This is a genomic window from Vibrio cionasavignyae (assembly GCF_050337155.1).
Taxonomy (GTDB): Bacteria; Pseudomonadota; Gammaproteobacteria; order Enterobacterales; family Vibrionaceae; genus Vibrio; species Vibrio nomapromontoriensis.
This window is the reverse complement of record NZ_JAKJSR010000011.1, coordinates 290,450-314,802: the sequence shown is the minus strand read 5'-3', so window position 1 is coordinate 314,802 and position 24,353 is coordinate 290,450. Positions and strand designations below refer to the sequence as shown.

At 42.8% G+C, this 24,353-nt stretch carries 14 protein-coding genes; 7 read left to right on the top strand and 7 right to left on the bottom strand.

Annotated features, from left to right (window positions below; genetic code table 11):
• Positions 1-71: 71 nt before the first annotated feature.
• The 7 genes from L4D74_RS07060 to L4D74_RS07030 form a co-directional block, all read right to left on the bottom strand.
• Positions 72-3,188, bottom strand: a complete 3,117-nt coding sequence (locus L4D74_RS07060) for an efflux RND transporter permease subunit (RefSeq protein ID WP_428751422.1) — start codon at positions 3,186-3,188, stop codon at positions 72-74.
• Entirely contained in the window at positions 3,181-4,473 is a 1,293-nt protein-coding gene (locus L4D74_RS07055; RefSeq protein ID WP_428751421.1) for an efflux RND transporter periplasmic adaptor subunit, read from the bottom strand. Before L4D74_RS07055 ends, L4D74_RS07060 begins: the two co-directional genes overlap by 8 nt.
• Positions 4,470-5,879, bottom strand: coding sequence for an efflux transporter outer membrane subunit (locus L4D74_RS07050; protein ID WP_428751420.1), 1,410 nt, complete (start codon positions 5,877-5,879; stop codon positions 4,470-4,472). The genes L4D74_RS07055 and L4D74_RS07050 overlap by 4 nt, the downstream gene beginning before the upstream one ends.
• Before the next feature lie 150 nt (positions 5,880-6,029).
• Positions 6,030-8,648 carry a glycoside hydrolase family 3 C-terminal domain-containing protein gene (locus L4D74_RS07045; RefSeq protein ID WP_428751419.1) on the bottom strand — a complete coding sequence of 873 codons (2,619 nt, stop codon included), beginning with the start codon at positions 8,646-8,648 and terminating at the stop codon, positions 6,030-6,032.
• A gap of 120 nt (positions 8,649-8,768) precedes the next feature.
• Complete coding sequence (locus L4D74_RS07040) at positions 8,769-10,070, bottom strand: anaerobic sulfatase maturase (RefSeq protein WP_428751418.1); 1,302 nt, start codon at positions 10,068-10,070, stop codon at positions 8,769-8,771.
• Positions 10,071-10,377: 307 nt separating this feature from the next.
• The gene (locus tag L4D74_RS07035; RefSeq protein WP_428751417.1) at positions 10,378-11,808 is read right to left on the bottom strand and encodes a sulfatase-like hydrolase/transferase; all 1,431 of its coding nucleotides are present in this window, start codon (positions 11,806-11,808) and stop codon (positions 10,378-10,380) included.
• Between the two features lie 83 nt (positions 11,809-11,891).
• Entirely contained in the window at positions 11,892-12,230 is a 339-nt protein-coding gene (locus tag L4D74_RS07030; protein WP_428751416.1) for a hypothetical protein, read from the bottom strand.
• A 720-nt stretch (positions 12,231-12,950) separates the two neighbouring features.
• On the opposite strand from L4D74_RS07030, the gene L4D74_RS07025 reads away from it, so the two are divergent.
• The 7 genes from L4D74_RS07025 to L4D74_RS06995 all read left to right on the top strand — a co-directional run bounded on the left by L4D74_RS07025 (position 12,951) and on the right by L4D74_RS06995 (position 24,317).
• A complete protein-coding gene (locus tag L4D74_RS07025; RefSeq protein ID WP_428751415.1) occupies positions 12,951-14,282 on the top strand; it encodes a hypothetical protein in 1,332 nt (443 codons plus the stop codon).
• An 86-nt stretch (positions 14,283-14,368) separates the two neighbouring features.
• Positions 14,369-16,084: a sulfatase family protein gene (locus L4D74_RS07020; protein ID WP_428751414.1), complete on the top strand. Its 1,716-nt coding sequence runs from the start codon at positions 14,369-14,371 to the stop codon at positions 16,082-16,084.
• Positions 16,085-16,479: 395 nt separating this feature from the next.
• Entirely contained in the window at positions 16,480-16,833 is a 354-nt protein-coding gene (locus tag L4D74_RS07015) for a DUF2799 domain-containing protein (protein WP_428751413.1), read from the top strand.
• A gap of 419 nt (positions 16,834-17,252) precedes the next feature.
• Positions 17,253-18,362, top strand: coding sequence for an ABC transporter ATP-binding protein (locus L4D74_RS07010; RefSeq protein WP_428751412.1), 1,110 nt, complete (start codon positions 17,253-17,255; stop codon positions 18,360-18,362).
• A 42-nt stretch (positions 18,363-18,404) separates the two neighbouring features.
• Positions 18,405-21,788, top strand: a complete 3,384-nt coding sequence (locus L4D74_RS07005) for a GH36-type glycosyl hydrolase domain-containing protein (protein ID WP_428751411.1) — start codon at positions 18,405-18,407, stop codon at positions 21,786-21,788.
• A 188-nt stretch (positions 21,789-21,976) separates the two neighbouring features.
• Positions 21,977-22,963: a LacI family DNA-binding transcriptional regulator gene (locus tag L4D74_RS07000; protein ID WP_428751410.1), complete on the top strand. Its 987-nt coding sequence runs from the start codon at positions 21,977-21,979 to the stop codon at positions 22,961-22,963.
• Positions 22,964-23,072: 109 nt separating this feature from the next.
• The gene (locus tag L4D74_RS06995) at positions 23,073-24,317 is read left to right on the top strand and encodes an extracellular solute-binding protein (RefSeq protein ID WP_428751408.1); all 1,245 of its coding nucleotides are present in this window, start codon (positions 23,073-23,075) and stop codon (positions 24,315-24,317) included.
• Positions 24,318-24,353: the final 36 nt, after the last annotated feature.

Genomic DNA, 24,353 nt, shown 5'->3' with positions numbered 1-24,353 from the left:
AAACCGGTAAATGATTAAAAAGCCCCAATGCTGAGTTGGGGCTTTATAGTCTGACGGTATGTGACGGCTATTTAATGTATTTCATCACTGTGAGTTAGCTGGTCTTGGCGGCTAAACAACGCTTTTAAATCCTCTAATGCGGCGTACAAGCATGGCAGAAGTACTAGTGTGATGAGTGTGGCAACCAAAATGCCGAACCCTAGTGATATCGCCATGGGAATCATGAGCTTAGCCTGATTGGTTGTTTCAAAAATCATTGGGGCTAAACCACCAAAGGTTGTTAGTGTCGTTAATATGATCGGACGAAAGCGTCGCGTGCTTCCTTTGATAATAGCTAAAAATACCTCTGTCTTTTGCGCTCGATGTCGGTTGACCTCATTGACTAAAATCAAGCTGTCATTAATAACCACGCCACTTAACGCCAAGATGCCAAGCAAACTGACAATGCTCATGGAGTAGCCTAAAAGTAGGTGGCCAAAAACCGCACCAATAAGACCAAAAGGAATGATCGACATGATAATGAGAGGCTGCAGATAGCTCCTAAATGGGATAGCGAGTAGGCAATATATGGCAAGGGCGACCAATGCACCATTGACGGCTAGTGAGGCCATACTTTCTTTCTGTTCTGCTTGATCTCCTCGAAATCCAATCACTAAGCCTGGGTATTGGGCTTGTAGCTGAGGAAATACTTCTCTAGACAATGTCTGCGATAGCGCCATAGATTCCGAAGAGGGCGTAATATCGGCGCTTACGGTCACGCGGCGGCGGTTGTCCCGACGGTGTATCGCGGAGGCTGAATATTCCCTATGTATTTCTGCAATTTGGGATAATGGAATGTACTGCTGACCTACTCGAATAGGCAATTGCTCCAAATGATAGACACTTGAACGTTGTGATTCCGGTAATTGCACCATCACATCAACTTCATCACTGCCACGTTGTTGTCTGATGGCTCGTACCCCATTAAAGGCGTGTCGAACCTGACGAATTAAGTTCTGTTCGGTGAGCCCCATACGAATCCCCTCAGGTAGTAACTTGAGAGAAATTTGTTGGCTACCAGACATTAAGCTGTTCTCTATATCAACCACGCCATGATAGCTCTCTAATGATGTCGCTAGTGCTTCGCTGGCCTCGGCAAGCATGTCGCTGTTTCGATGAGTGAGCTCTAATGTAACGCCAGCAACGTCGGCGCCTGGTCCGCTGCCGGTAGCAGAAAAGCGAACGGCATTGGCTTGTGGTATATCACCAGTGACCTCGCGCCAAAGTAGCGATACTTTTCGTGTAGACAGACTACGAATCTCCGAAGGCTGTAAGAAGATCCTCGATATAATGACAAACTCACCATCGCGGCTCCACATTTGCGTGGCGACTCCTTTGGCGAGATCTGCTGCGCCATGGTTTGCTATTACCTCTTGAGCCGCATTTTCAAGTTGCTCTCGGACCTGATGTGCCTCGTCTGCTGAGCTTCCCACAGGCATAAAAGCGCGTGCGACGGAAAACTCAGCTTCAACGCGAGGCATGGTACTAAAGCCCATGTGCCCCCCGGAGACAAACGCGATAGAAGCACTGAGTAATACAATGGCAATAGCAATAACGAGGTAACGCCATAGCAATAACCGATGTAGGGCGGGGGCGTAGCATCGTTTGATAAAGCGTTGTAGGAGTTTATCCACCTTGCTCTGAACGTAGTGAAACGGTCGTATCCACACTGGCTGCGTTTTATTGTTTATATGTGCGACATGAGCAGGAAGGATAAAGAGCGCCTCTATCCAAGAGATCACAAATACGGTCGCAACAACGATGGGTATGACTTTAAATGTCAGCCCAAGTGTGCCGGGTAGAAACCAAATCGGAATGAAGGCCACGATATTGGTTAGAATACTGAACGTGAGCGGTACAGAAATGTCTTTCGCGCCGATAATTGCCGCGTCAATAAAGTTCATTCCTTGGCTCATTTTTTCATGAATGTTTTCCCCCGCGATAATGGCGTCATCGACGACGATTCCTAGCGCGATGATGAAGGCAAACATGGAAATCATGTTAATCGATACATCCATACCAGGCAGGAACAGCATTGCTCCGAGGAACGAGGTGGGAATTCCCATTGTGACCCAAAATGCCAGTCTGACATCTAGAAATAACGCGAGAACAATGAGCACTAAAATAAGGCCGCTAAAAGCGTTTTTTAACAGCAACTCCATCCGTTGTTCATAGATGATGGCGTCGTCATTAACGATATCAATACTCATGCCCGGTGATAAAGAGGAGGTGAGTTCGGGCATTAACGCGTGAACGGACTTTGAAATGGAGACAGGTGTTTGGTCTGCGACGCGATAAATACGAATACTAGCAGAAGGCTGTCCGTTGTAATAAAAGCGGTTATGCCGATTAGCAAACCCATCTTGTACGTGAGCAATATCCTCGATGTTGAGTGTGCCACCGGAAGACGTCTTTTTGACGATAACGTCATCAAACTCTTTCGCCCATCCTCGGCTCTCATCAATTTGTAGCAGAATGTCTCCACCAGAGGTTTCAATTCTTCCTCCTGACTGATTGACGGAGTGACGGCTTACACTATTGGCAATTTCATCAATGGTCAGTCCATATTGTTGTAAGGTGTGGCTATCTACTTGAATTTGTACTTGGTATTTGGGAAAACCGGCAATTTCTACTTGAGTGACGTCACGAGCGGACAGCAATATACTTCTCAGCTCTGTTGCCATTTCTTTGAGTGCGACCGGACTCACGTCACCATACAAAATGAGTTCCATTGACTCATCACGTGTTTGTTTGCGTGAAATGTTAGGTTTTTCCGCTCCATCTGGGAGAGAGGCAGAATTGACGGCACTTTCTACTTCTCTTAGCACACGATCAACATTAACGTTATTGATAAGCTCTGCGGTTATATTGGTCCCCGCAGAGTTGGCCCACGCATGTACTTCTTTAATGCCTTCTATGCCACTGATGGCATTTTCGATAGGTAAGGTGACGCCTTGTTCCATTTCTAGCGGAGTGGAACCGGGATAATGGACCCATATACGAATAGAATTGTGCTGAAAATTTGGGTAAACCTCTTTTTTTATCTGCCACGACATGAGCAACCCACCTATGATGAAAAACAACATCAGGAGATTCGCGGTCACGACGTTGTTCGCCATCCAAGCGATAGCGCCTTTGGCGTTATTCATGGCTCTGCGCTCCCATTTCATTCGCGGCGGTCTGCTTGTTATGTGATTCAAACTGCGCGAGGTTTCTCGCTTCAAGCTGAATACCCGAGACCGCGCCGGGAATAGGTGTGGTGACGATGTATTCATCTTGGGTTAGCCCGGCGTCGATTAACACGTAATCTTGTTCGCGAAAGGCAATAGACACATCTCGTGAAGCTAATTTATGTTGATCATCCATTACCCAGATAGACTGACCTTTTTCTAGGTAACGACGCGGGACTTTGACAACATTGTCGAAGGGTTTTGTTTCAATTTCAGCTTGTAGGAAAGCGTTGAGTAATACTTGAGGTTGCTGAGCGTTCTCAGGTTGTATTGCTAATGGGTCATGGATTTCAATCAGCAGCGAGGCAGATTTAATTTGGCTATCTAGGTTGGGTAACTGACTCACGACACAACCTTGTCTGGATTGATGCTGTTGCCATTCATTAGGGTTTTTTATGGTAACAGAAGCGCCTACGCACTCAGCCCTTGCTTTGGTTTTAGTGTACGTTTTAGGAACATCGATAAGACGAAGTTGCGAAGCCGGAACATTGACTTTGAGATAAAATGAATCGGTTGCGACGAGGTCAATAAGCGAGGTGTTGTCTCTAAGTAGCGCTCCTTTCGACAAGGTCATATCGGCAATCTGTGCATCAAAAGGGGCGTAAATGGACGTACGAGACAATTGCAGCTTAGCTCGTTTTAACAGTGCTTCATGTTTTGCCAAATCGGCCTTTATTTGAGCTAATTGTGGCCCTCTAAGTACCAGCGTTAATTGCTCTGTAGATAAGTGTCTTCCCGATAATTTATATTCAATTTCGGCGGCTTTCCTACGCCCGTCTTCGGCTTGATAGAGCGCGTGTTGGCGAGCAAGGTTTGCTTTTGCTTCAAGTACCGCTAACTCATGCTCTCGCGCATCGATAGTAAGCAGCTTTTCCCCTTTAGAAACAAAGCCACCGGGCAGAAGCTGTGCGTTGACGTCGGTGACGATACCTCGTAATTGAGATCGCAGGTTAACCGACAATGTTGGCTCAACTTCACCACTGGTTCGGACACGTGGTGTTTGCTGAGTAAATAAAATGGGGGCGATATCGACAGTGCGTTTTGGTGGCTCACCGACTCGCGTTCGACCCGGTGGTTTGCCCTCTAAGAAATGAGAGGTGATGAATACACCTGCAATCAAAATGACGCAGGGTAATAACACCTTAAGAGCCGTACTGATACGCTGTAATAGTTGTGAGGGCTGGGATTGAAACTTGGTCTTCATTTTAATGTCTCATCGTGTGCAGCGTAACTAGGGCGCGGTTGAATAGAGGAGTGGCCGCCCAGTGACTGATAAGTGGTGATACGGCTAAGTAACAACTGCCTTTCTGCAACTAATGACTGTTGTTCTAGGGTGAATAATCGCTCTTGAGCGTTGAGCACATCTAAATAGCCTTGAGCACCAAGGCTGTAACGAATCGCTTCTGCATCTAGGGTGTTGGAAGCGAGCTTAGTTTGTCGTTTTAGAGAGAGGAGTGTAGTTTGTTGCTGCTTCTCTTTTAGCAGACTCATTTCAACTTCAGCAATGGCCTCTATGACAGTTTGGGTATATTGATAGAGTGCACTTTGAGCATCAGCTTCGGCGGCTTTTTGTTGGTTCTTTAGTTTACCTGCGTTGAAAAGCGGGGCGTTGATTCGAATACCCAACCCTAGACGCCACAGATCAATGCTGTCTAACATATCGCTTGATTGAAGTTGGCTGCTCAACGTGATGTTTGGGAGGCGAGCACTCTCGGCTGCATCGGCACTCATTTCATAAGATTGATAGTGATACCATGCCCCTTTGACATCTGGGCGTCGTTGCAATAATTCGGCTGGCAACCCAGCGACTGGCAACCCGGGATAGGTAGGAAAGGCTAACGTCGTTAAGTCAATGGCAGAGTTCGGCACGCTGCCAATCAATACATTAAGCTGTTTGGTTAACACGTCGAAATTACTCGTTGCAGAGGCTTGTCTTGACTGTAGATTTTCAAGGAGTTGCTCTTGGCGCCAAACCGCACTGATACCTTCCTGACCTGTTTTATACCGATGGTCGGTGACTTCAGTAATTATCTTGGTATTGGAGATTTGTTTGCTGAGTATGTCGATGGATTTTTTTTGCTCCACGAGCTGATACCAAGTACGGGCAATATTCGCCGCTAACGTATCGCTGAATGCGCGGAATTGTTCTTCTGTCGCGAGTAAGTTGTAGAAGGAAGAATCAGACAGCGCTTGATTTCTTCCCCATAAATCAAGTTCCCAGCTGGCGTTTAAGGACGTAAATAGAGATGAATGCTGGTCGATGTTGTTGTCTGAGTTTCCTCGTTCTGCCTCGATCTGGCTTGAGGCTGATGCCATTAGTTCAGGGTAGCGACGCGCATCCGCTACGTTGGCTAATGCTCTTGCCTTCGTCAGTCTAGATTGAAAAGATTGTAGCGAATAATTATCTGTAAATGCTTTATTGATTAAGGCGTTTAAGGCTGGATCATCAAACTCCCGCCACCAATTATCGTTGGTGCTAATCAAGCCTGTTTCGCTAAAACTATCTGGATAGTTAACTAATAGAGGTTGAGGGTCGACTAGGATTGTTTTGCTACAGCCAAGTAAAGTCATCGCTGCCAAGGAGGCGGTGAGGACTCTAGTTACTATCATGATATTTAGTCGTGTGCCGTTGTGGTGCATGATGACCTCATAGAAAGGTATTTGGTTACATCAGTGGCAGAGTGAATTCACTCGCCACTGATGTCTTTCATTTAATCGAGGGTTAGTACAAAACGGCTTGTACTACGGCCTGGATTATATTCATTTAATAGTGAAAGATTTGGATAGGACAAGATTGTCTGATGCGTTGCCAACCATTACTTTATATTGATCGCCCAACTGCCAACTGCTGGTGGACTCTTCCCAATAAGTAAGATCAGAGACATCAATGTTTAGCGTGACAGATTGGCTTTGACCCGCTGGTACACTCACTCGTTGGAACGCTTTGAGTCGTTGTTTCGGCTTTTCGCTACGCTCAAACATGTCAACAATGTAGGCTTGAACCACTTCGTCTCCGGCTAGGTCACCGGTATTTTCAACCTGCACCGATAGCTCGATTGTGCCGTCTGCTTTTACTGAGGTTGATTTCATCTCAAGATTTTTGAGGTTGAAGTTGGTGTAACTCAGTCCGTGACCAAATGCCCATAGAGGCTCTTTATCAAAATAAAGGTAGGTGCGGCCCTTAGTAATGTCGTAGTCGTTAAATGCCGGGAGATCTTGCCAAGATTTAACGAAGGTTAGCGGTAATTTTCCTCCAGGGTTATTGTCACCAAACAGAGTATTGGCGATAGCAGCGCCACCTTGTTCGCCCGGGTACCAGCTTTGTAAAATCGCTGGAACGTTATTTTTCAACCATGGACTTTCGATAGAAGATCCCGATTGCAGCACAACAGCGGTTTTTGGATTGACCTTAAGGACACTTTTTAGCAAGTCTATTTGCTCTGAAGGCAGTCCTTCTGAGGTACGGTCGATGGATTCTCGTTCGTACTCTGTCGATAAACCCATCACAGCTATGACGACATCGGCCTTTTTTGCAGCGTCTAGCTCTGCACCTTCATAGGAAGTGTCTTCTGATGGCAATTCCCAACCAAATTTAACTGAACGCTCGGAGCTGCCACGTTTCTCCATTGCTAGGACTGTAAACGTATAAGTTTGCTGAGAGTCTAATTCAATCTCTGTTGTGGTTCGAAGTGGCTCGTTGTTATTACCGTGGTCTCGGAAAATAGTGGAACCATCTATATCAAACACCATCTCATAGCCTTTGGACTCGACCCCTAGCGTATATAGCCCACTTTGAGGAGGGACGATAGTCGTGGTGTATTTAATGGCAAAGTTTTCACTGTTTAAGTCTTGGTGCGGTGTGTTTTTGCCAAAGTCAAAATCAATATTCCCAACCGTATTGCTAGCAATAGGGGTGCCGCTGCCATTTCGGTTAGTGTAATAATCTGCGCTCCAGACACCGAGCCCTTGATTATCAAGCAAGGTAATACTTTCAAGCGGAATAGGGTTTAGTTCACCTTGGTTGTGAGTCCATGGGATATACATGACGTTTACGTCATCACCAAGATAATTGCGGATGCCTTGTAATGGCGTGATGGGATCTTTGGCTGTGCCCGAATATGTACCGAAGTTTAAAACGTTCGCGTTAGGGCCAATGATTGCGACAGTTTTGGTTGTCGATTTGTCGATAGGTAGCACGGGTTTGCTATCCACGGGCTCATTTTGTAACAAAACCATGCTTTTTTCTGCAAGTTCGAGCGCGAGCGGCTTAAATGTCGTCATTGTTTCAAACGGGATATCTTTCCATGGTGACAGCTCTTCTGGGTCGAACATGCCAAGTCTTAACCCGACGCGCATTGTATTTCTAAATGCTCGGTCTAATTGAGCACTGGTGGTTTTGTTTTGTGCGATAGCCGTTATCGCTTCTTGGCGGAAAAGTCTGGTGTTGTCAAAATCCAAGGTTTCCGCATTGAGTACCGCTGCAGTCGCATCAACATAGTTGTCATAGATGTCGTGGCCGTGGAAGCTTCGCTCTCCCCAACCTTTTGTCGTCATCAGTACAGAGCCGTAATCACCGAGCACGAATCCATCAAATCCCCATTCGCCACGTAACACGTCTCGAATTAACCAAGTATTGGTCACAGCTGGCTCATCATTAAGCTTGTTATACGCTGTCATCACAATTTGCGCATTAGCATCTTGGACAACTTGTTTATAGGCTGGGAAATAGTATTCGCGTAACTGTTTTTCTGAAATATTCGCGTTACCGTTGAAGCGGTTGTGTTCTTCGTTGTTGGCAACGAAGTGTTTTGCGCCTGCTGCTGTTTTCAAATATTTAGGGTGATCACCTTGTAAGCCTTTGACATAGTGGCTTGCCATCGTGCCATTAATTAGAGGATCTTCACCATAAGCTTCCTGTGTTCTACCCCAACGAGGATCTCGGGCGATATTAATAACTGGAGACCAAAAAGTGAGAGGGCCTTTCTTACCGTCTTTTAACACTGGACCATTATGGTACTGCGCCCTTGCTTCATCCGAAACCGCATCTCCCATTCGTTGAATGGCTTCTGGTGCCCAAGTAGCGGCGAGCCCAATTGACTGAGGAAAGACGGTAGCGGCGTTATTTCGAGGTGATGCCAGACCATGTAGGGCTTCACCTGGCATAAAAGACTTTAGTCCGTAGCGCGGAACCCCTTGATTCCACAGGGTGATCATGTGTCCCTTTTCTTCATCAGTTAAACGTTCGCTGATATCGTTGAGTCGTTGTTCAATCGATAGAGTATGATCGTAAAAAGGAATATCTTGGTTAACGTTTGGTGGAGGGCTAGAATGCGCCGATGTACTCAACACGGCAAAACACAGAGGTAATACTTTTTTCATAATGAGTCCGTTGAAACGTTTCTATTGAGAGTTAAAAAAATGAAGAGTCTAGTTGCTCTTCATTAACGAGTTAATAATGAATGTTAGTTCACTATTTGTCCTGAAGTTAGGGGCAAGATGTTACCCGCAACAGCGTTTTGTTTTTTTGCCACTACCACAATGACAAGGGCTATTACGACCACCGGTGAATTGGTGGCTAGCAAGTTGTTTTTGCAAGTAAACGTACATGATGTCTGAGGGTGGGCGACCGCGATTGATGAGGTTTCGCATGGTCTTCATATCTTTTTCTGTGTGTTTAAAGAAGGTTTGGTAACCTTCGCAAAAATAGCTATGACCGGGTTGGCCAGACTGTGAAAGTGCAAAGCGATGTTTAGGACAACCGCCATGGCAAGCATGTCGATATTCACATTGTTTGCATTGTGAAGTCAGGGTGTCCTTTTTCGCTTGCCCGAATTGATGGGCACGATCGGTTTGGTTCATCTCTTTGATGCTGTATTGATGAACATTACCGAGTTTGTGCTCGGGGTAAACAAAATGGTCACAATTGTACATGTCACCGTTAGCTTCAAGAATGAAGGCATGGCCACAGGTTTCTGATTGCACGCAAATACCGGAAGGCTCGTTACACCAGGTCGCCAATGTTGAATCAAAGGTGTTAACGAAAATTTTGCCAACATCCTTTTTTACCCAGCGATCGAAAATGCGATTTAGAAACTCACCGTAAGCTTTTGGTGCCACAGACCAATTGGTTACCTTAGCATCTTGAGTGTGCTCTGGGCTGATTAAATACAAGCCATTTTCTGATTCCGTTTGTGCTTCACGTTCAACAATTGGAATGAACTGTAAATAAGAAGAGCCAATCCCTACCAGAAAGTCGTAAATCTCTTCTGGATACTTAGCATTTTCGTTATTAACTACTGTCAAAGTATTGAAATCGACAGAGTGTTCCTTCATTAAATCAATAGCAGCCATCACTTTAGCGTGGCTTGGGTTGCCAGAGCGCGATACTCGGTAATGATCATGGACGTGAGCGGGTCCATCGATGGAGATACCAATCAAGAAGTTATGCTCTTTAAAGAACTGGCACCATTCTTCGTTTAGTAGCAGACCATTGGTTTGGAATGCATTTGTGATACGGTGATGTTTTTTGTACTTACTTTGAAACTCAACCGCTTTACGGAAAAAGTCCAAGCCAAGCAGTGTCGGTTCACCACCTTGCCAAGCAAATTCAATATGTTCGCCATCTTGTGCGTCTATATATTGTTGCACGTATAGTTCCAGCGTACCTTCCGACATCTTCCATTGGCTTTTACGTTCTGGATAAAGCTTTTCCTTCTCTAGGTAAAAGCAATAGGTACAATCCAGGTTGCAAACGGAACTGCTGGGCTTTGCCATTACGTGACATTGATTAGCGGAAGTCATTGCTTCTCCTCAGTCGATCGATATTCAAATTAGTGGTGTTCTGTTTAGCCATATCCGTGATTACCACTGCTCCACCTTGGAGGAAGTCGCCGTAATGGCGACTTATTGTGAATCTGTTTAAACGTTTATATTGCTAAGGTTTATACAAGAGGCGCGATTTCTATTCAAGGCTTGCCTCATGACTAACTTCGTTATCTATGAGCTTTTATTGATTAGTGTGATGGCAGTCTTAAGCAAGTTAACTAGATATCACAGTGATACGCTAGCCAGCGGTACTCCTGACTAGCGCATTGAGTGTTGCTTCTAATTAGTCGCGACCTCTCCATCCATTGGTATATGGATAACGGTCTTTATTCCAGCCCCATCGAGAAGTTTCATTTTCAGAGTCCCAACGCTCAAACTCTTGTTTTAGTCGCTCGACTTGTTCTGGGTGCGATTTTGCAAGATCATTAGATTCGCTGATGTCTTCGCTAATTTTGTACAGTTCATAGCGAGGACGCTTTACATGAACATTTGGTACAACAAGCTTCCATTCATCATCACGGATTGCGCTACGAGCAGCGGTCAGCCAGTATAAGAATCGAGGCTCAAGTTTATCGACTTCACCCGTTAATCTTGGCATTAGGTTTACGCCTTCTAGTTGCCACTCTTTTTTAGGTTCAATACGGGCAATAGCGAGAGTTGTCGGTAAAATGTCTAAAGAGATCACTGGCTCATCGATCACCTGATTAGCAGGAATGTGACCGCGATAGGAGATGGCGAATGGAATTCGGATACCGCCTTCCCATGTGGTGCCTTTAATCGCTCTTAATGGCGTATTCATTGAACCATTATTTTTTGGCTTGCCACCATTATCAGATAAGAAAATGATCATGGTGTTGTCCATCAAATCATGCTGCTCTAATTTATCAACAATCTTACCAACGTTGATATCCATGTTGTGAGTCATGGCGAGGGATTTTTGGCGAAGCGGATCCTTGATATGAGCAAATTTCTTTAAGTCTTCTTCTTTTGCGTGCATAGGGCCATGAGAGGCATTAAATGGTACATATAAGAAGAATGGGTTGTCCTTGTGGCGTTCGATAAAACTGACGGACTCGTCTCCGAAAATATCCGTTAAATAGCCATCAAAGTTTTCGACTACTTCATCATTACGATGCAGAGAAGAAAAAGCTTTTTCTTCTGAGTTTTCAACGTTGTGGCCACTTACAAAGTAATCTGCAGCGCCGTTATTAAATCCATAAAACTCAGTGAATCCGCGGTTATGAGGCCAGTATTTTTTATCATCACCGTCGTGTGATTTACCAATGTACCCTGTGACATAACCAGCGTCTTGGAAGTAGTTGCCAAACGTTTTAATTGAGAGATCTAGCCCTTGCTCTATACCCTTTTCGCTAATACGTGGTCCAATATTGTCGTGATAGCCAAACCGTTGTTGGTAGCGTCCAGTTAATAGACCAGCTCGAGATGGGCCGCAGACAGAACCTGTGACATATCCAGCAGAAAATATCGCACCATCATGGGCAATCTTATCCATGTGCGGGGTGACAACGTCATCTCTAATCTTTTGAAATCCCATGTCCGCATAGCCAATGTCATCGACGAAAATAAGTACAACATTGGGTTGTTGAGGTTCTGGAGAGGGGGTATCGGCGACAGCTGTATTAGCCACCATACCGCCTGCCATCACAGAGGCAATAGCAATGCCCATTCCTTTTTTTACAAATTTAGAAGTCATGAATTATAGTTCCATTGGCAAGGTAGACGGCGTAACGAACTGATTACTAGCCTCAATGCGCACACCGGATTTCATAATGAGTGTTACTTTTTTGATTGATTAAATCGCTTTAAGTCTTCCTTGCTAATGACAGCAAAAAGAGACTTTTGGTAGTCGCGCCACACTGGCTTTCTTGCTTCTTTATATTCCGCAGTACGAGCGCCGTATTTATCGACAAGGTCATAGTTAGCACTTGCTAGGTTCTTTTTTGCATCTAGAATCGCGTTGGACTCTGCTTCTGATAGGTCTAGAAATACGGTCATTTCATGAACTTCACCAGTGATTCGCTTTAAGTCGTTGGGTTTAATTTCAACATTTGCCAATACGGTAGTGGAAAGAAACATCGTAGTAATGGCAGTGGCCGCAATAAACAGTTTTCTCATAATTGTAGGTCTCCAAATAGTGAATTAATATAAACGTTTCGCATTGGTTGAGGCTAACTTATGCGTACATATTTGAAATGGCAAATGAATAGCTAGGTTAGTGTGATTAAGGTCTTGTTTGTATATTGTATTCGAGATGGGGATCACGAATGTATAACTGTTCCCCATATGAATTTATGGTCTTTCGTAGCTTTAGTTAGGGAGAAGGAAAAATCGAGCTTGGTGTGGAACCTAGCTAATAGCGAGCAAAACCTATTGCTATCAATGCGCAGTGGTAATGCAATTTTGTAAAATATTGTTTCACTTAAGTTCATGATTTTATTGTTTTTAATGGTTTTGGTGGTGTGTTGAAACTTAACTCACTGATTGTTAAATCATAATTCTTTGTAGTATTGCATTTGGGGAAATATTTCTATCGTTCGATATAAAGTAAGTTATCCAGCAAAGTACGGCGCTAATTGTTTTAGTAGGTAGCGTGGGGATTTGCCCGAAAAATTCGATTAAAATTAATATAATTCAGTTAGATAGGGTGCTGTATTAAGGGTGTTTTACTGTGTTGGAGAGTTGTTTTAGAGCTTGTATCAAGTGATTTAGCGCACAGTCTATTCATGCTCGTATTGTGTGATATATAGAAACGTTTATACTGGGTTGAGATTTAGTGACAGTCTGACTGCGTATGATGGTCAGGACGTATGTCGGTATAATATTGGAATCAAACACATGAAAAAGAAAATCACGGCTCTTATCGTCGGGGCAATGTTATCAGCTAGCCTTCCAACCTATGCATCAAATGACGTCGAACAAACTTCCCCCGTTCGAGTAGAGCAAAAGAGTGATGCTGAAATAATTGAAAGTTTGTACCGAGGTGGCTACGCATACTGGCAGCAACTGCGCAATGATAATGGTTCTTATGAAGATAAACTGCATTTAAATGGTCACCGAGACCATCTGGGCTCGATTGCGAACTCGGGTATGGGGTTAGTCGCTTTAACTATTGGTCACGCAAATGGCTGGGAGCCGGAAGCTGAACAGTTGGCATTACAAACATTACGCATGCTTGCAGGAGAAGATCCCACAATTACTGTTCCCCAAAATGCCACGAATACATTTATCCACTTCTATAATACGCAAACCGGTGAAGCAGCAGGAGATGACTGGAGCCCTGTGGATAGTGCAATTATGATTCTTGGTGCTCAGTTCGCAAAAAATTATTTCAGCGACAACCCTGAAATTACCCGCTTAGCCGATTTTTTATATAGCAATACGGATTTAACACCGTATATCGCGGATGTGAGAACAGGGCGAATTTATCTTGCTCAGTACACAGACGGTAGCTTTAAAAAATGGCGAACGAAAGCGTTTAATGAATATATGCTCGTAGCGTCAGTGGCCAATCAGCAGGCAAAAGATAAGCGAATCAAGACGGCTAATCCAGCGAATGCTCGTAAATTTTGGGATATTTGGTATGCATCGACCAAATATTTGCCAGTAGCTAAATATAATAATATCCCAGTGCTTTCGGAAGGTGAAACATGGTTTACCTCTCAGTTTAATTTCCTTTTTAATAATTACTTAATGAGTGACTTTTCGACTAATACTCAATTTTCTGAAGCTTTGAAGCAATCGGCAAAAGCGGACTATGCTTTTTGGCAAGATGTTGATATTGAAGGTGTAGACATCAAAGAATATGAATGGGGAAGTGGCGCTGGTGCTTGTCCCAACGGCTATTGTGTCGACCGTTTTCACTTTGAAGGTGATCGCCAGTTTAACGAGAACCTCGTTGTTTCACCCCATATCCTTGCGGGTTATTTACCGTTCAATGAGCGAGCGAAAGACGATCTCATTGCGACGTATCGAGATGATTCGATTAACGCGAAGTTTGAATTAGACGGTGGGTATGAAATTCTATGGCGTTATAGCCATGACCAACCTGAGTGGAAGGCTGAGTGGATAGAAGGTGTTGATTTTTCCACGTTCTTGTTTGGTTTGGCAGCAATGCCAGAGCACTTAGGCCTTGATTTCTTCAATAAAAACAATCACTACAACAACTAATTAAGTAGCAGAAAATACAAAACTACGTAGTGAGTGTGAATATCTATTTACGCTCGCTAAGTATTCATCTTTAATAGGTTATATATATGAATATCAATCGTTCTATTCTCTCTAAAGGGGTTGGGCTATTACTGGCATCAAGTGCGATGGCAAGCGTTGCTGCAGAAGATACAAGGCCAAACATTTTATTTATTTTCTCTGACGACCATGCAAACCAAGCTATTAGCTCATACAACCCTACGTTAGGTCATACTCCTAATATTGATCGTATCGCTGATGAAGGTGCCATCTTCGAGCGAGCGTTTGTGACGAACTCTATCTGTCAGCCAAGTCGCGCATCAGTAATGACAGGTAAGCATTCGCATAAAAATGGTGTGATCGATAACAGCTCCCGCTGGAACCCAAATCAGGTCATTTTCCCTAAAATCATGGAGCAAAGTGGTTACGATACGGCGTTGATAGGGAAGTGGCATATGAAGCCAACGCCAGTTAATGAATTTGGCTACTCGTTTGTATTAAATGGCTCTGGTGGACAGGGAACCTACTATAACCCGGAGTTTATTGATCAAAATGGCAAGATAACAGTCATGGAAGGGTATTCTACTGATCTGATTACTGATATGTCGTTAGATTGGCTTGAAGAAAGCAGAGATGCGGATAAGCCATTTTTACTGAAGGTGCAATATAAAGCGCCTCATACCCCGAGGCGCCCGCCAGCTCGTCATATGAAGACCTTCATTAACCATAATTTCCCAACACCTGACACGTTGTTTGATGATTATGCAACACGAGGTGACCATGCGAACAATGCTTGGATGCAGCTATATGGTATGACACCTGTTGGAATTAACGCATTTCCTCCAGCTCCAAGCACACCAGAAAAGGCGCGCATTCGAGAAGAGTGGATTAAGAGCATGACAAACGACGAAAAGTGGCATTTCGATCAGTTTGTTAATCGACTAAATGAAGAGCAATTGGCAGCGTTTCACGATGCCTATGATGATGTGAATGTCGATTACTGGCAAAAGATGAAGGATCCTATGTATGCACGTCGTTGGGGCGATGTGCCAAGAGATCTTAAAGTGGCACGTACCGAATACATGTATCAACGCTTTATGCGTGACTACATGGCGACCGTGATGACGATTGACGAGAACGTTGGTCGTATCCTTGATTATTTAGATGAGTCGGGATTAGCGGAAAATACCATTGTAGTATATAGCTCTGACCAAAGTTTCTTTATTGGTGAGCATGGATGGGCAGAAAAGCGCTACATGTACGAAGAAGGTTTTAAAATGCCATTCATGATTCGTTGGCCTGCTAAAATTCCAGCAGAGCAGCGTCCACAGGCAATGATTCAAAATATGGATTTTGGACCAACGTTTTTAGACGCGGTTGGTTTAGAAGCTCCGAAAGAGATGCAGGGTAAATCATTTTTGAAGGTTCTGCTTGGTGAAACGTCGGATGCTCAATGGCATGAAGAACGTCCAGTGGTTTACTATCATTATTACATGGAAGGGGCTCATAATGTGCCGCGTCATGATGGTGTTAGAAGTGAGCGCTATAAGCTGATTGATTTTTACTCTCAGGAAAACGGTAAAGGTATCTTTGAATTGTATGATCTGAAAATGGATCCGAAAGAAGTCAATAATGTTTATGGTGATCCTAAGTACAAAGAAGTCCAAGATAAAATGATGGAAGAGCTTGAGAATGCGCGAGTTCGCTATGAAGTACCAAAAGATTACTTTAAAGCACCATACCCGTTCATGATGAGACAAGAGCGAGAGAAATTAGGTCTATAAACGAACCCCGTGATGGATCGAGCCAGTAGCTATGCTACTGGCTTTTTTATGTCTAATCACTGCTGGAATTGAATAACAACCCTAGCTTTAACGTTTCCATTATTTCGAAGGAATTGAATGGAGAAGAATTTTTTTGACAGAAATTTGAAATGCCCAAGTTACAGTTAACTCATTGCTGCCAATAGGCTTAAACGTTTTGACAAATATTCGCTAGAGTGCCGATTCTGTGTCGAAAGCTATTTATATGATTTATAGGGTTTTTTTACTGCTATACTGAAAGTGAATCCGACGAGTCATGCTAATTAAGCTACGCTTAGAAGGCTCTTGTAGATAGGCAAATGTAGCTTCACGAACATCCTAATATTGTTTGCTATGAAGTCACATAAGGAGGGGATATGAGGTTTTTAAAATCAGCAGTTGTATTGAGTACTATTCTTCTAGTGTCCGGGTGTTCTTCAACCAACGATGTTGCATCAAAGGATTGGGGACAAAGGGGCTATGACTTAGCATTTCAAGGTAAAGCAATGGCGCAAGACCAGTCCATTCCTACCGATAAAGTGGCGTTGTATCAGGCCGGTTATGATAAAGGCTTAACAGAGTTCTGTCGCCAAAATGGTTATGAAGTGGCTTGGGCAGGAGTCGATTACGAAAATACCTGTGAGAAGCTCAATCCATTGTTCATGGCGCAATACAACATGGGTTTAAATGACATGCAACAAGAAGATTGGGACTATCTAAGTCGAGATTGAATTACATCGAGTAAAGTTGCGGGCAATCTTCAGCTTTACTCGTCTCGATTGTTTTCATCTAGCTCAAATGGTGGCTGCGTTTTTCTACAAAATTTCATCATTTCAACATTTAACGTTTCGATGTTAATTAAGTTTAGTTAGAGCTTGCTCACACTTTATTCAACTAGCCACTTTTTGGTGTGATGGGTTAGAGCTTTGGCTATAAAGTGACTTACGAGTTAAGTCTATATTATTCAATTGCTTATCTTAAAGTTTTATCCTCTCTTAATAGTGGCAAAACTCCAATTTACTGTTTTGACACATGTCTAAAAAAAAGTGTGACCAAAGTTCATGATTTCGCACCTTTTGTTGACACTTATAGCTGTCTCTCATAATATCTATTGAAACGTTTCTACAACCTTATTCAGAAGAGTATGCTTATGGCTCAGGTCAAGCTCAAAAATATAAACAAGATTTATAAAGGTGGTTTTCACGCTGTTCATGATTTCACACTCGACATTAAAGATGGCGAATTCATGGTTTTGGTTGGTCCGTCGGGATGTGCCAAATCAACGACATTAAGAATGATTGCTGGATTAGAAAGTATTTCGAGTGGAGAGCTCGTCATTGGCGAAAAGTTATGTAATGACGTCCAACCAAAAGATCGTGGTATTGCGATGGTATTCCAGAACTATGCTTTATATCCACATATGACCGTTCGAGAGAATTTAGCATTTGGTCTAGAGACACGTAAAAAGCCGAAAGATGAAATCGCGAAACGCGTTAATGAAGCGGCTGATATTTTAGAGATTACAGAGCTACTTGATCGCAAGCCGGGACAAATGTCTGGTGGTCAGTGTCAACGCGTTGCGCTAGGGCGAGCGATGGTTCGAAAGCCAGAAGTTTTTCTTTTTGACGAGCCACTATCAAATTTAGACGCCAAACTTCGAGTCTCAATGCGTATGCGAATCTCTAGGCTTCATGAAGACTTAAAAACGTCCGGTAAGCCCGCCACAATGATCTACGTGACTCATGACCAAGTTGAAGCATTGACGATGGGTGACCGCATTTGTGTGCTCAATCGGGGTGCCATCATGCAAGTCGATACACCGATGAACCTATACCACAAGCCTGCGAATAAATTTGTTGCAGAGTTCATTGGTTCTCCCACGATGAACATGCTCTCGGGCAGGCTAATTGAAGGGACAAATGGTGAGGTTGTTATCCAGGTTAATGGCAACATCTTTACTTTTCCTAAAGACAAGCAAAGTCACCTTGCTGGCTATGTTGGTCAGGAAGTCTATCTAGGGGTGCGCCCAGAGCAATTATCGATGACACCAGGTGACAATAATTTTGATGCATATGTCACCGAGGTTGAGGAGATGGGCTCAGAGTCGTTCCTTTATCTGAATTTTAATGGAGAGCAGCTTATTTGTAAGGAAACGAATCCGGAGCTTTCTCTTTGCAAGCAGAGTGTCCATAGCGTGTCACTGAATATGAATAAAGTTCATGTGTTTGATAAAGAAACCGAACAAAATATTTTTCTCTAACAGAATGACCCATTTTAATTTTTAGTAAGTAGGTACTTTTACATGATTCACGCTATTTCTGATTCATTTCATTCAATCACTAACGGACATCTAACGTTAGATTTCTCAGAGCATAACGTTCTGCATACAATTAAGCATGGCACGGTGATGCTTAATTTGTATAGCCCAAGCGAATTTGAGAGTGCGCTATCCAATATTTATCTTCGTACTCATCATGAAGATACGATTGAGTTCACGCCATTAATGCATTTCAACAAAACTATGCGCACCTATCGTAATGATGAAGGTTTAGTCGTTTGGGAAACGAAAACGGACGCCTTTTGTGCTTCCGTTGTTATCTCTTTCGCGGCAGATACCGAAAAGCTGTACTTCACTACTCAGGTTGAAAATCTATCTGCATCAACAATGACATATGATCTTGTGTTCGGGCAAGACTTAGCGCTAGCCGATGAAGGCGCAGTGAAAAGCAACGAATGTTATGTGAGCCAATACCTAGATCATCAAGTATTTGAAACTAAAGAAGAAGGCTATGTCGTTTGTTCACGACAAAACCTACCACAAAGTACGGGAAACCCGTGCACTCAAATCGGCTCGTTGACTGACAGGATTGTAGGTTATTCTACTGACGGTTATCAGTTTTTTGGCAAGAGCTACCGCTTTGAAGCGCAACCAGAAGCCTTGTTCCAAGAGCAGTTAGAGAACTTTAAACTTCAGTTTGAAATGGGCTATATTGCGTTGCAGACTGAAAAAGTTAGCTTGTTGGCATCAGACGTTAAAGAATCGGTTTTCTATATCGACTTCGGCTCTAATCTTCCTCTTTCTAACGTAAGCGAAGCCAAAGAGCTTAATCAACTTCGTAATGATTACCTTCAACCAAATCGTATCTGTGCATCAGAGCAGTCATTGATTCACTTCTATTTAGATGCATCTAATAGCGTTGCTGGCGAAGATTTTTCTTTAGCTGAAGTCGAAACGTTTTTTTCAAAAGAACAGCGTTTTTCAGAAGAGAATCATGGTCAGTTGCTGTCGTTTTTCTACGGTGACAAGCAAGGTGAAAGTCGCTATGTCACATTAGCGAGTAAAGAACGTCTTCTTGAGCGTTCGACTGGCCATATGGTATCAACTGGAAACAACCAAAATTTCGAAAATGCTGTGATGAGTTCGACTCATTGCATGTATGGTGTGTTCAACTCTCACATTGTTCTCGGTAATACTTCTTTTAACAAATTATTAGGCGTTGAGCGTACTTCATTAAATATGTTCAAGTTTAGTGGTCAAAGAATTTGGGTGAAAGAGGGCGAAGAGTACCGTATTTTAACCATGCCATCAGCATACGAAATCGGTCTTAACTTTTCTCGTTGGTTCTATAAGTACCAAGGCGGCTACATCATTGTCACTAGCTTTAGCTCACAAGACCAAACGGCGGTTCAACTTGATATAGAAACGCAAGGTTTGTCAGATGCGTTAGACATCGTTATCACCAACCAGTTGTTGATGGGGAATAATGAAAACGAAAATGATGTGACGGTGACTTGTGAAGGGAATACTTTCCGCATTGATGGTAATAATGAACTGGTAGGTTCCACTTACCCAGAAATGTCGTACGTAATGTCTGCCAGTGATTTCCTAACGGATGTTTCTACGATTGTCTGTAAAGATTCGACTCGATACCTGTTACTCAACGGGTCAGTAACAGGCAAAGCGAGTCTGACGATCTCTGGTACATTGGATGGTAAAACAGGTCTAGATACAACGACACTAGATTTTGATAATGAAGTTAAGGCTTATCAAATTGCGCAAAATGGACTGTTAAATCAGTTCCATGTTGAATTTGAACGTGATGCATATAATGCTCAAAAACTAAACGACACCATGCAGTGGTTTACTCACAACGCGCTGGTTCACTATGCGACGCCACATGGCCTAGAGCAGTATTCTGGGGCCGCTTGGGGAACGCGTGACGTCTCTCAAGGCCCATTTGAGCTGTTCATGTCTATGCAACGCTACGATCGAGTGATTGACTTACTGGATACTATTTATAGCCACCAACACATTGAAACCGGTACGTGGCCACAATGGTTTATGTTTGATCAATACTCAAAGATTCAGCAAGAAGATTGTCATGGCGATATTGTGGTTTGGCCGTTAAAGGCAATTGCCGATTACATCACGACGACAGGTGATATCGATGTTCTTAATCGCGAAGTCCCTTATACAAGCATTGAAAATGGCTTTGCTTTCACTGATGAAAAGTACACAATTTTTGCCCATGTTGAGCGCCAAATTAAGCATATTTTTGACAACCTAGTACCGGGCACACACCTGTCTTGTTACGGCGATGGTGACTGGGATGATACGTTGCAACCAGCGAATCAATCATTGCGTGAAAATATGGTGAGTGGTTGGACGATTCCTCTAACACTTCAGTCGTTGAAAACACTGGCAAAAGCATTGAACCCGCATGAGCAATATGGTGACTTTGTTAATCTAATTAGTGAACTTACGATTAATATGGAAGCTGACTACAACAAACTTTTGGTAAAGGACGGCGTGATCGCTGGCTTCATTCATTTACCAAACAAAGATGTGAGTAAAGTCGAGTATCTTCTACATCCGTCAGATGAAAAAACGGGTATCAAGTACCGCTTACTTCCAGCATCACGCTCTATCATCTCTGAGACATTCAGCAAAGAGATGGCTGAAAGTCATATGAATATTATCGAAGAAAATCTGGTTCATCCGGATGGTGTTCGATTGATGGAAAAAATGGCGGAGTACAACGGCGGCAAGCAAAGTTACTTTAAACGCGCTGAGTTAGCCGCAAACCTTGGCCGAGAAGTAGGTCTGCAATACTGTCACGCTCATATTCGCTTTATTGAAGCGCTTTGTAAGATGGGTAAGGCGGATAAAGTTCTAGAAAATCTATATAAAATTGTGCCAGTTGGAATTCAACAAGCTGTGCCTAACGCTGAAATTCGTCAGTCTAATGCTTATTTCTCAAGCTCAGACGGCAAATTCAACGATCGCTATGAAGCCTATCGTGATTTTGACAAACTAAAATCCGGTGATGTGGCGGTAAAAGGTGGTTGGAGAATTTATTCTAGTGGCCCGGGTATCTACATTAACCAAGTGATCAGCAACGTACTTGGCGTTCGTTATGAAAACGATTCTCTTATTCTCGATCCAATCATCGCAAAATCGATGGGTAAGGTGAGTTTAGACTTCACGCTTTACGGTAAACCTTGCAAGTTACACATTGTGCCGGAAGAAGGGGAATTTACGCCTAAACGAATTGATCTAAATGGTAATGACATAGAGGTTCTATTAACGAGTAATGCCTATCGGACGGGTGGTGCTAAGATAGAAAAAACTATTTTAAACAGTATGTTAGGTGATGAGTCTAATCAGTTGACGGTTTGGCTGTAATGTCTGTCTCCCCCCACCTAGGTGGGGGGGAATATACCATGATTTGAATGTAGCTCTATTAAAGATTATGCCTATTGCTGATTAGTAGAAACGTTTTATCTAATGCAGTATACTCCAATAAAGCGGTTAGAAAACGCAAGTGATTCAGCTAGATAAGGATACTATTAAAGTGAAGGGTCAATACTGAAATGAGACATACAATCAAAGATGTTGCCAGAGAAGCGAATGTGTCAATTTCGACCGTCTCTTACGCAATGAACAACAGTGACCGTATTAGTGAGAAAACGCGGAAACATGTTCTCGAAGTTGCAAAAAGACTCAACTACTCGGCAAACAGTAATGCAAAACGTCTAAGACAAAAAAATGTTGGCGCGATAGGGGTGTTCTTTAACTCTTGGTTTGGTCCAATTTATAGTGAACTTGTGCAAGGAATTGAGCAAAAAGTGCATGAAATGGGGTATGACTTAATTGCCTGTAGCCTTTTTGGTGGTGCAGAGTCAACAGCTCATCGTTATCTGAAAGATCAGATGATCGATGGCGCTATTATCTTGAGTAATGCGTTTGATGATGAGTTCTTAGAATCTGTGGCAGCAAACAACCTTCCTATTGTTGTGCTTGATAGAGAAATTACCGCACCTAATATCTACAATATCTTGATTGATAACTTTGGTGGTGCATTTAGTGCGACTAAGCAACTGATCGATAGTGGTAGTGAAGAAGTTTACTATATGAGTGGTCCTACCGACTCGTACGACAACCAGAAACGGTTAGATGGCTATATCGCCGCACTCGGGTTTTATAATCTAAAGTTCAATAATGAACTGATCATTCGTTCAGATTTTACTGAAAAAGACGCCTATGAAAAAGCGCTTGAGCTTTTTTCTAAGAAATCGATACCAGGTTCAATCTTTGCGGGTAATGATGAAATGGCCCTCGGTGTAATTAAAGCCGCTAATGAGAAAGATATTAAAATTCCTGAACAATTAAAGCTGGTTGGCTTTGATGACATTCGAGAATCTGAAAGGTGTTTGCCTGCGTTAAGTACCGTCACTCATGACAAATTTGATATGGGAGTTAAATCTGTCGAAGTACTATTTAATGCAATGAATAATGAAGAGTATATTGAGCCTGTAACAATATTACCAACTAAGTACGTTGCTCGAGACTCTATTTAATATTTAAATAAAACACTTTTTTAGTTCTTTATTATTGCCATGAGAAATCATGGCAATAATGTGCCGCAATTGTTCAGATGTGATTTACATAGCCTTACGAGGATAACACATGATAAACCGTTGGCTTACGATTATGCTACTGACATTTACTTCTTCAGTAGTGGCAAAGGAACGAATTGAGTTTATGGTGTCGTCAGGGGAGCAAATGACGTTTGTAAACGAGTTTATAAAACCCGAATATGAGCGCCGTTATCCTGATGTAACTTTAATATTGACCAATGATTCAAATTTAGAAACACGTATGGCTGCCGGAGATTATCCGAATGTTTATGCCGGTGTTTTTGGTTATATGGTGCCGAGATATGCAAAGCTCGGACGTTTAATGTATTTAAATGAGTTCGACGGATTCAATCAATTAGAAGAAAGAATTGAACCTCAATTTATGGCTAAGCATTTTAATCGTAATTACTATATTCCTTGGCACGCTACGACTCAAATGATGATCTACAACAAGGATTTGTTTAGAGAGGCAGGGTTAGATCCAGATTCGCCACCAAAAACATGGGATGATTTTTTATCTGCGGCTGAAAAAATTAGTAATCTTCCAGCAAGAGAAAATGGGGCTAATGTCCACGGTGCAGCGTTATGGAATGATGCTTTATCTTGGGGAGGCTGGTATTGGAATATGCTGTCACCGCTTTACTACAACTTTAATGATGGAAAGTATCAGTTACTGAATCGTTATGGTACGCACCCTGTATTTGATAAAGATGAAGCATCGATGGTTGCGTTTTTAGAAACGATGAAAAAAGTACAGCAATTCGCCCCGTTGACAATGGAACAGAATTTTTTCTCTCGAACAATAGGGATGTGGCCACAATACGGTATTGCGTGGAAAGCCAACTTACAAGACGCAGCGGGTTATCCGATGCAAATTGGTCAAGATGTTGGGATAGCGCCGATTCCTACATTATCGGAAGAGGGAACACATTATTCCAATTTGGATGGTCGAGCGTTGATGGTATTCAAAAATACACGAAAAATTGAACAACGCAGTTGGCAACTTATTGAGCTTCTAATGGAAGAGGATAATCATTTGCAAGCGAACATGGAGTTGCAGAACCTCCCGACATTAGGTTCATTACAGTCTCATCCTTATTTCCAACAAGAAGATATCAAGCCGTTTGTCGATCAGTTGAATAATGTCGTAATGAACGAATCATCCGCTGCCGTGTCTGAAGTGTCTAGTATTGTGCTTAAGTACTATTCTCAATCTGTTGTTATGGAAAAAATGACGCCAGAAGCTGCGGTAGAAGCTGCGGCAGAAGACGTTAAAAAAATACTAAAAAGATAGTGTGAATAAAACATCTCTGACAATTATTATATTGGA

Excerpts from the sequence above, each read along its gene's own strand:
- L4D74_RS07060 (WP_428751422.1), bottom strand. The coding sequence starts at position 3,188 with ATGAATAACGCCAAAGGCGCTATCGCTTGGATGGCGAACAACGTCGTG.
- L4D74_RS07055 (WP_428751421.1), bottom strand. The coding sequence starts at position 4,473 with ATGAAGACCAAGTTTCAATCCCAGCCCTCACAACTATTACAGCGTATC.
- L4D74_RS07050 (WP_428751420.1), bottom strand. The coding sequence starts at position 5,879 with ATGATAGTAACTAGAGTCCTCACCGCCTCCTTGGCAGCGATGACTTTA.
- L4D74_RS07045 (WP_428751419.1), bottom strand. The coding sequence starts at position 8,648 with ATGAAAAAAGTATTACCTCTGTGTTTTGCCGTGTTGAGTACATCGGCG.
- L4D74_RS07040 (WP_428751418.1), bottom strand. The coding sequence starts at position 10,070 with ATGACTTCCGCTAATCAATGTCACGTAATGGCAAAGCCCAGCAGTTCC.
- L4D74_RS07035 (WP_428751417.1), bottom strand. The coding sequence starts at position 11,808 with ATGACTTCTAAATTTGTAAAAAAAGGAATGGGCATTGCTATTGCCTCT.
- L4D74_RS07030 (WP_428751416.1), bottom strand. The coding sequence starts at position 12,230 with ATGAGAAAACTGTTTATTGCGGCCACTGCCATTACTACGATGTTTCTT.
- L4D74_RS07025 (WP_428751415.1), top strand. The coding sequence starts at position 12,951 with ATGAAAAAGAAAATCACGGCTCTTATCGTCGGGGCAATGTTATCAGCT.
- L4D74_RS07020 (WP_428751414.1), top strand. The coding sequence starts at position 14,369 with ATGAATATCAATCGTTCTATTCTCTCTAAAGGGGTTGGGCTATTACTG.
- L4D74_RS07015 (WP_428751413.1), top strand. The coding sequence starts at position 16,480 with ATGAGGTTTTTAAAATCAGCAGTTGTATTGAGTACTATTCTTCTAGTG.
- L4D74_RS07010 (WP_428751412.1), top strand. The coding sequence starts at position 17,253 with ATGGCTCAGGTCAAGCTCAAAAATATAAACAAGATTTATAAAGGTGGT.
- L4D74_RS07005 (WP_428751411.1), top strand. The coding sequence starts at position 18,405 with ATGATTCACGCTATTTCTGATTCATTTCATTCAATCACTAACGGACAT.
- L4D74_RS07000 (WP_428751410.1), top strand. The coding sequence starts at position 21,977 with ATGAGACATACAATCAAAGATGTTGCCAGAGAAGCGAATGTGTCAATT.
- L4D74_RS06995 (WP_428751408.1), top strand. The coding sequence starts at position 23,073 with ATGATAAACCGTTGGCTTACGATTATGCTACTGACATTTACTTCTTCA.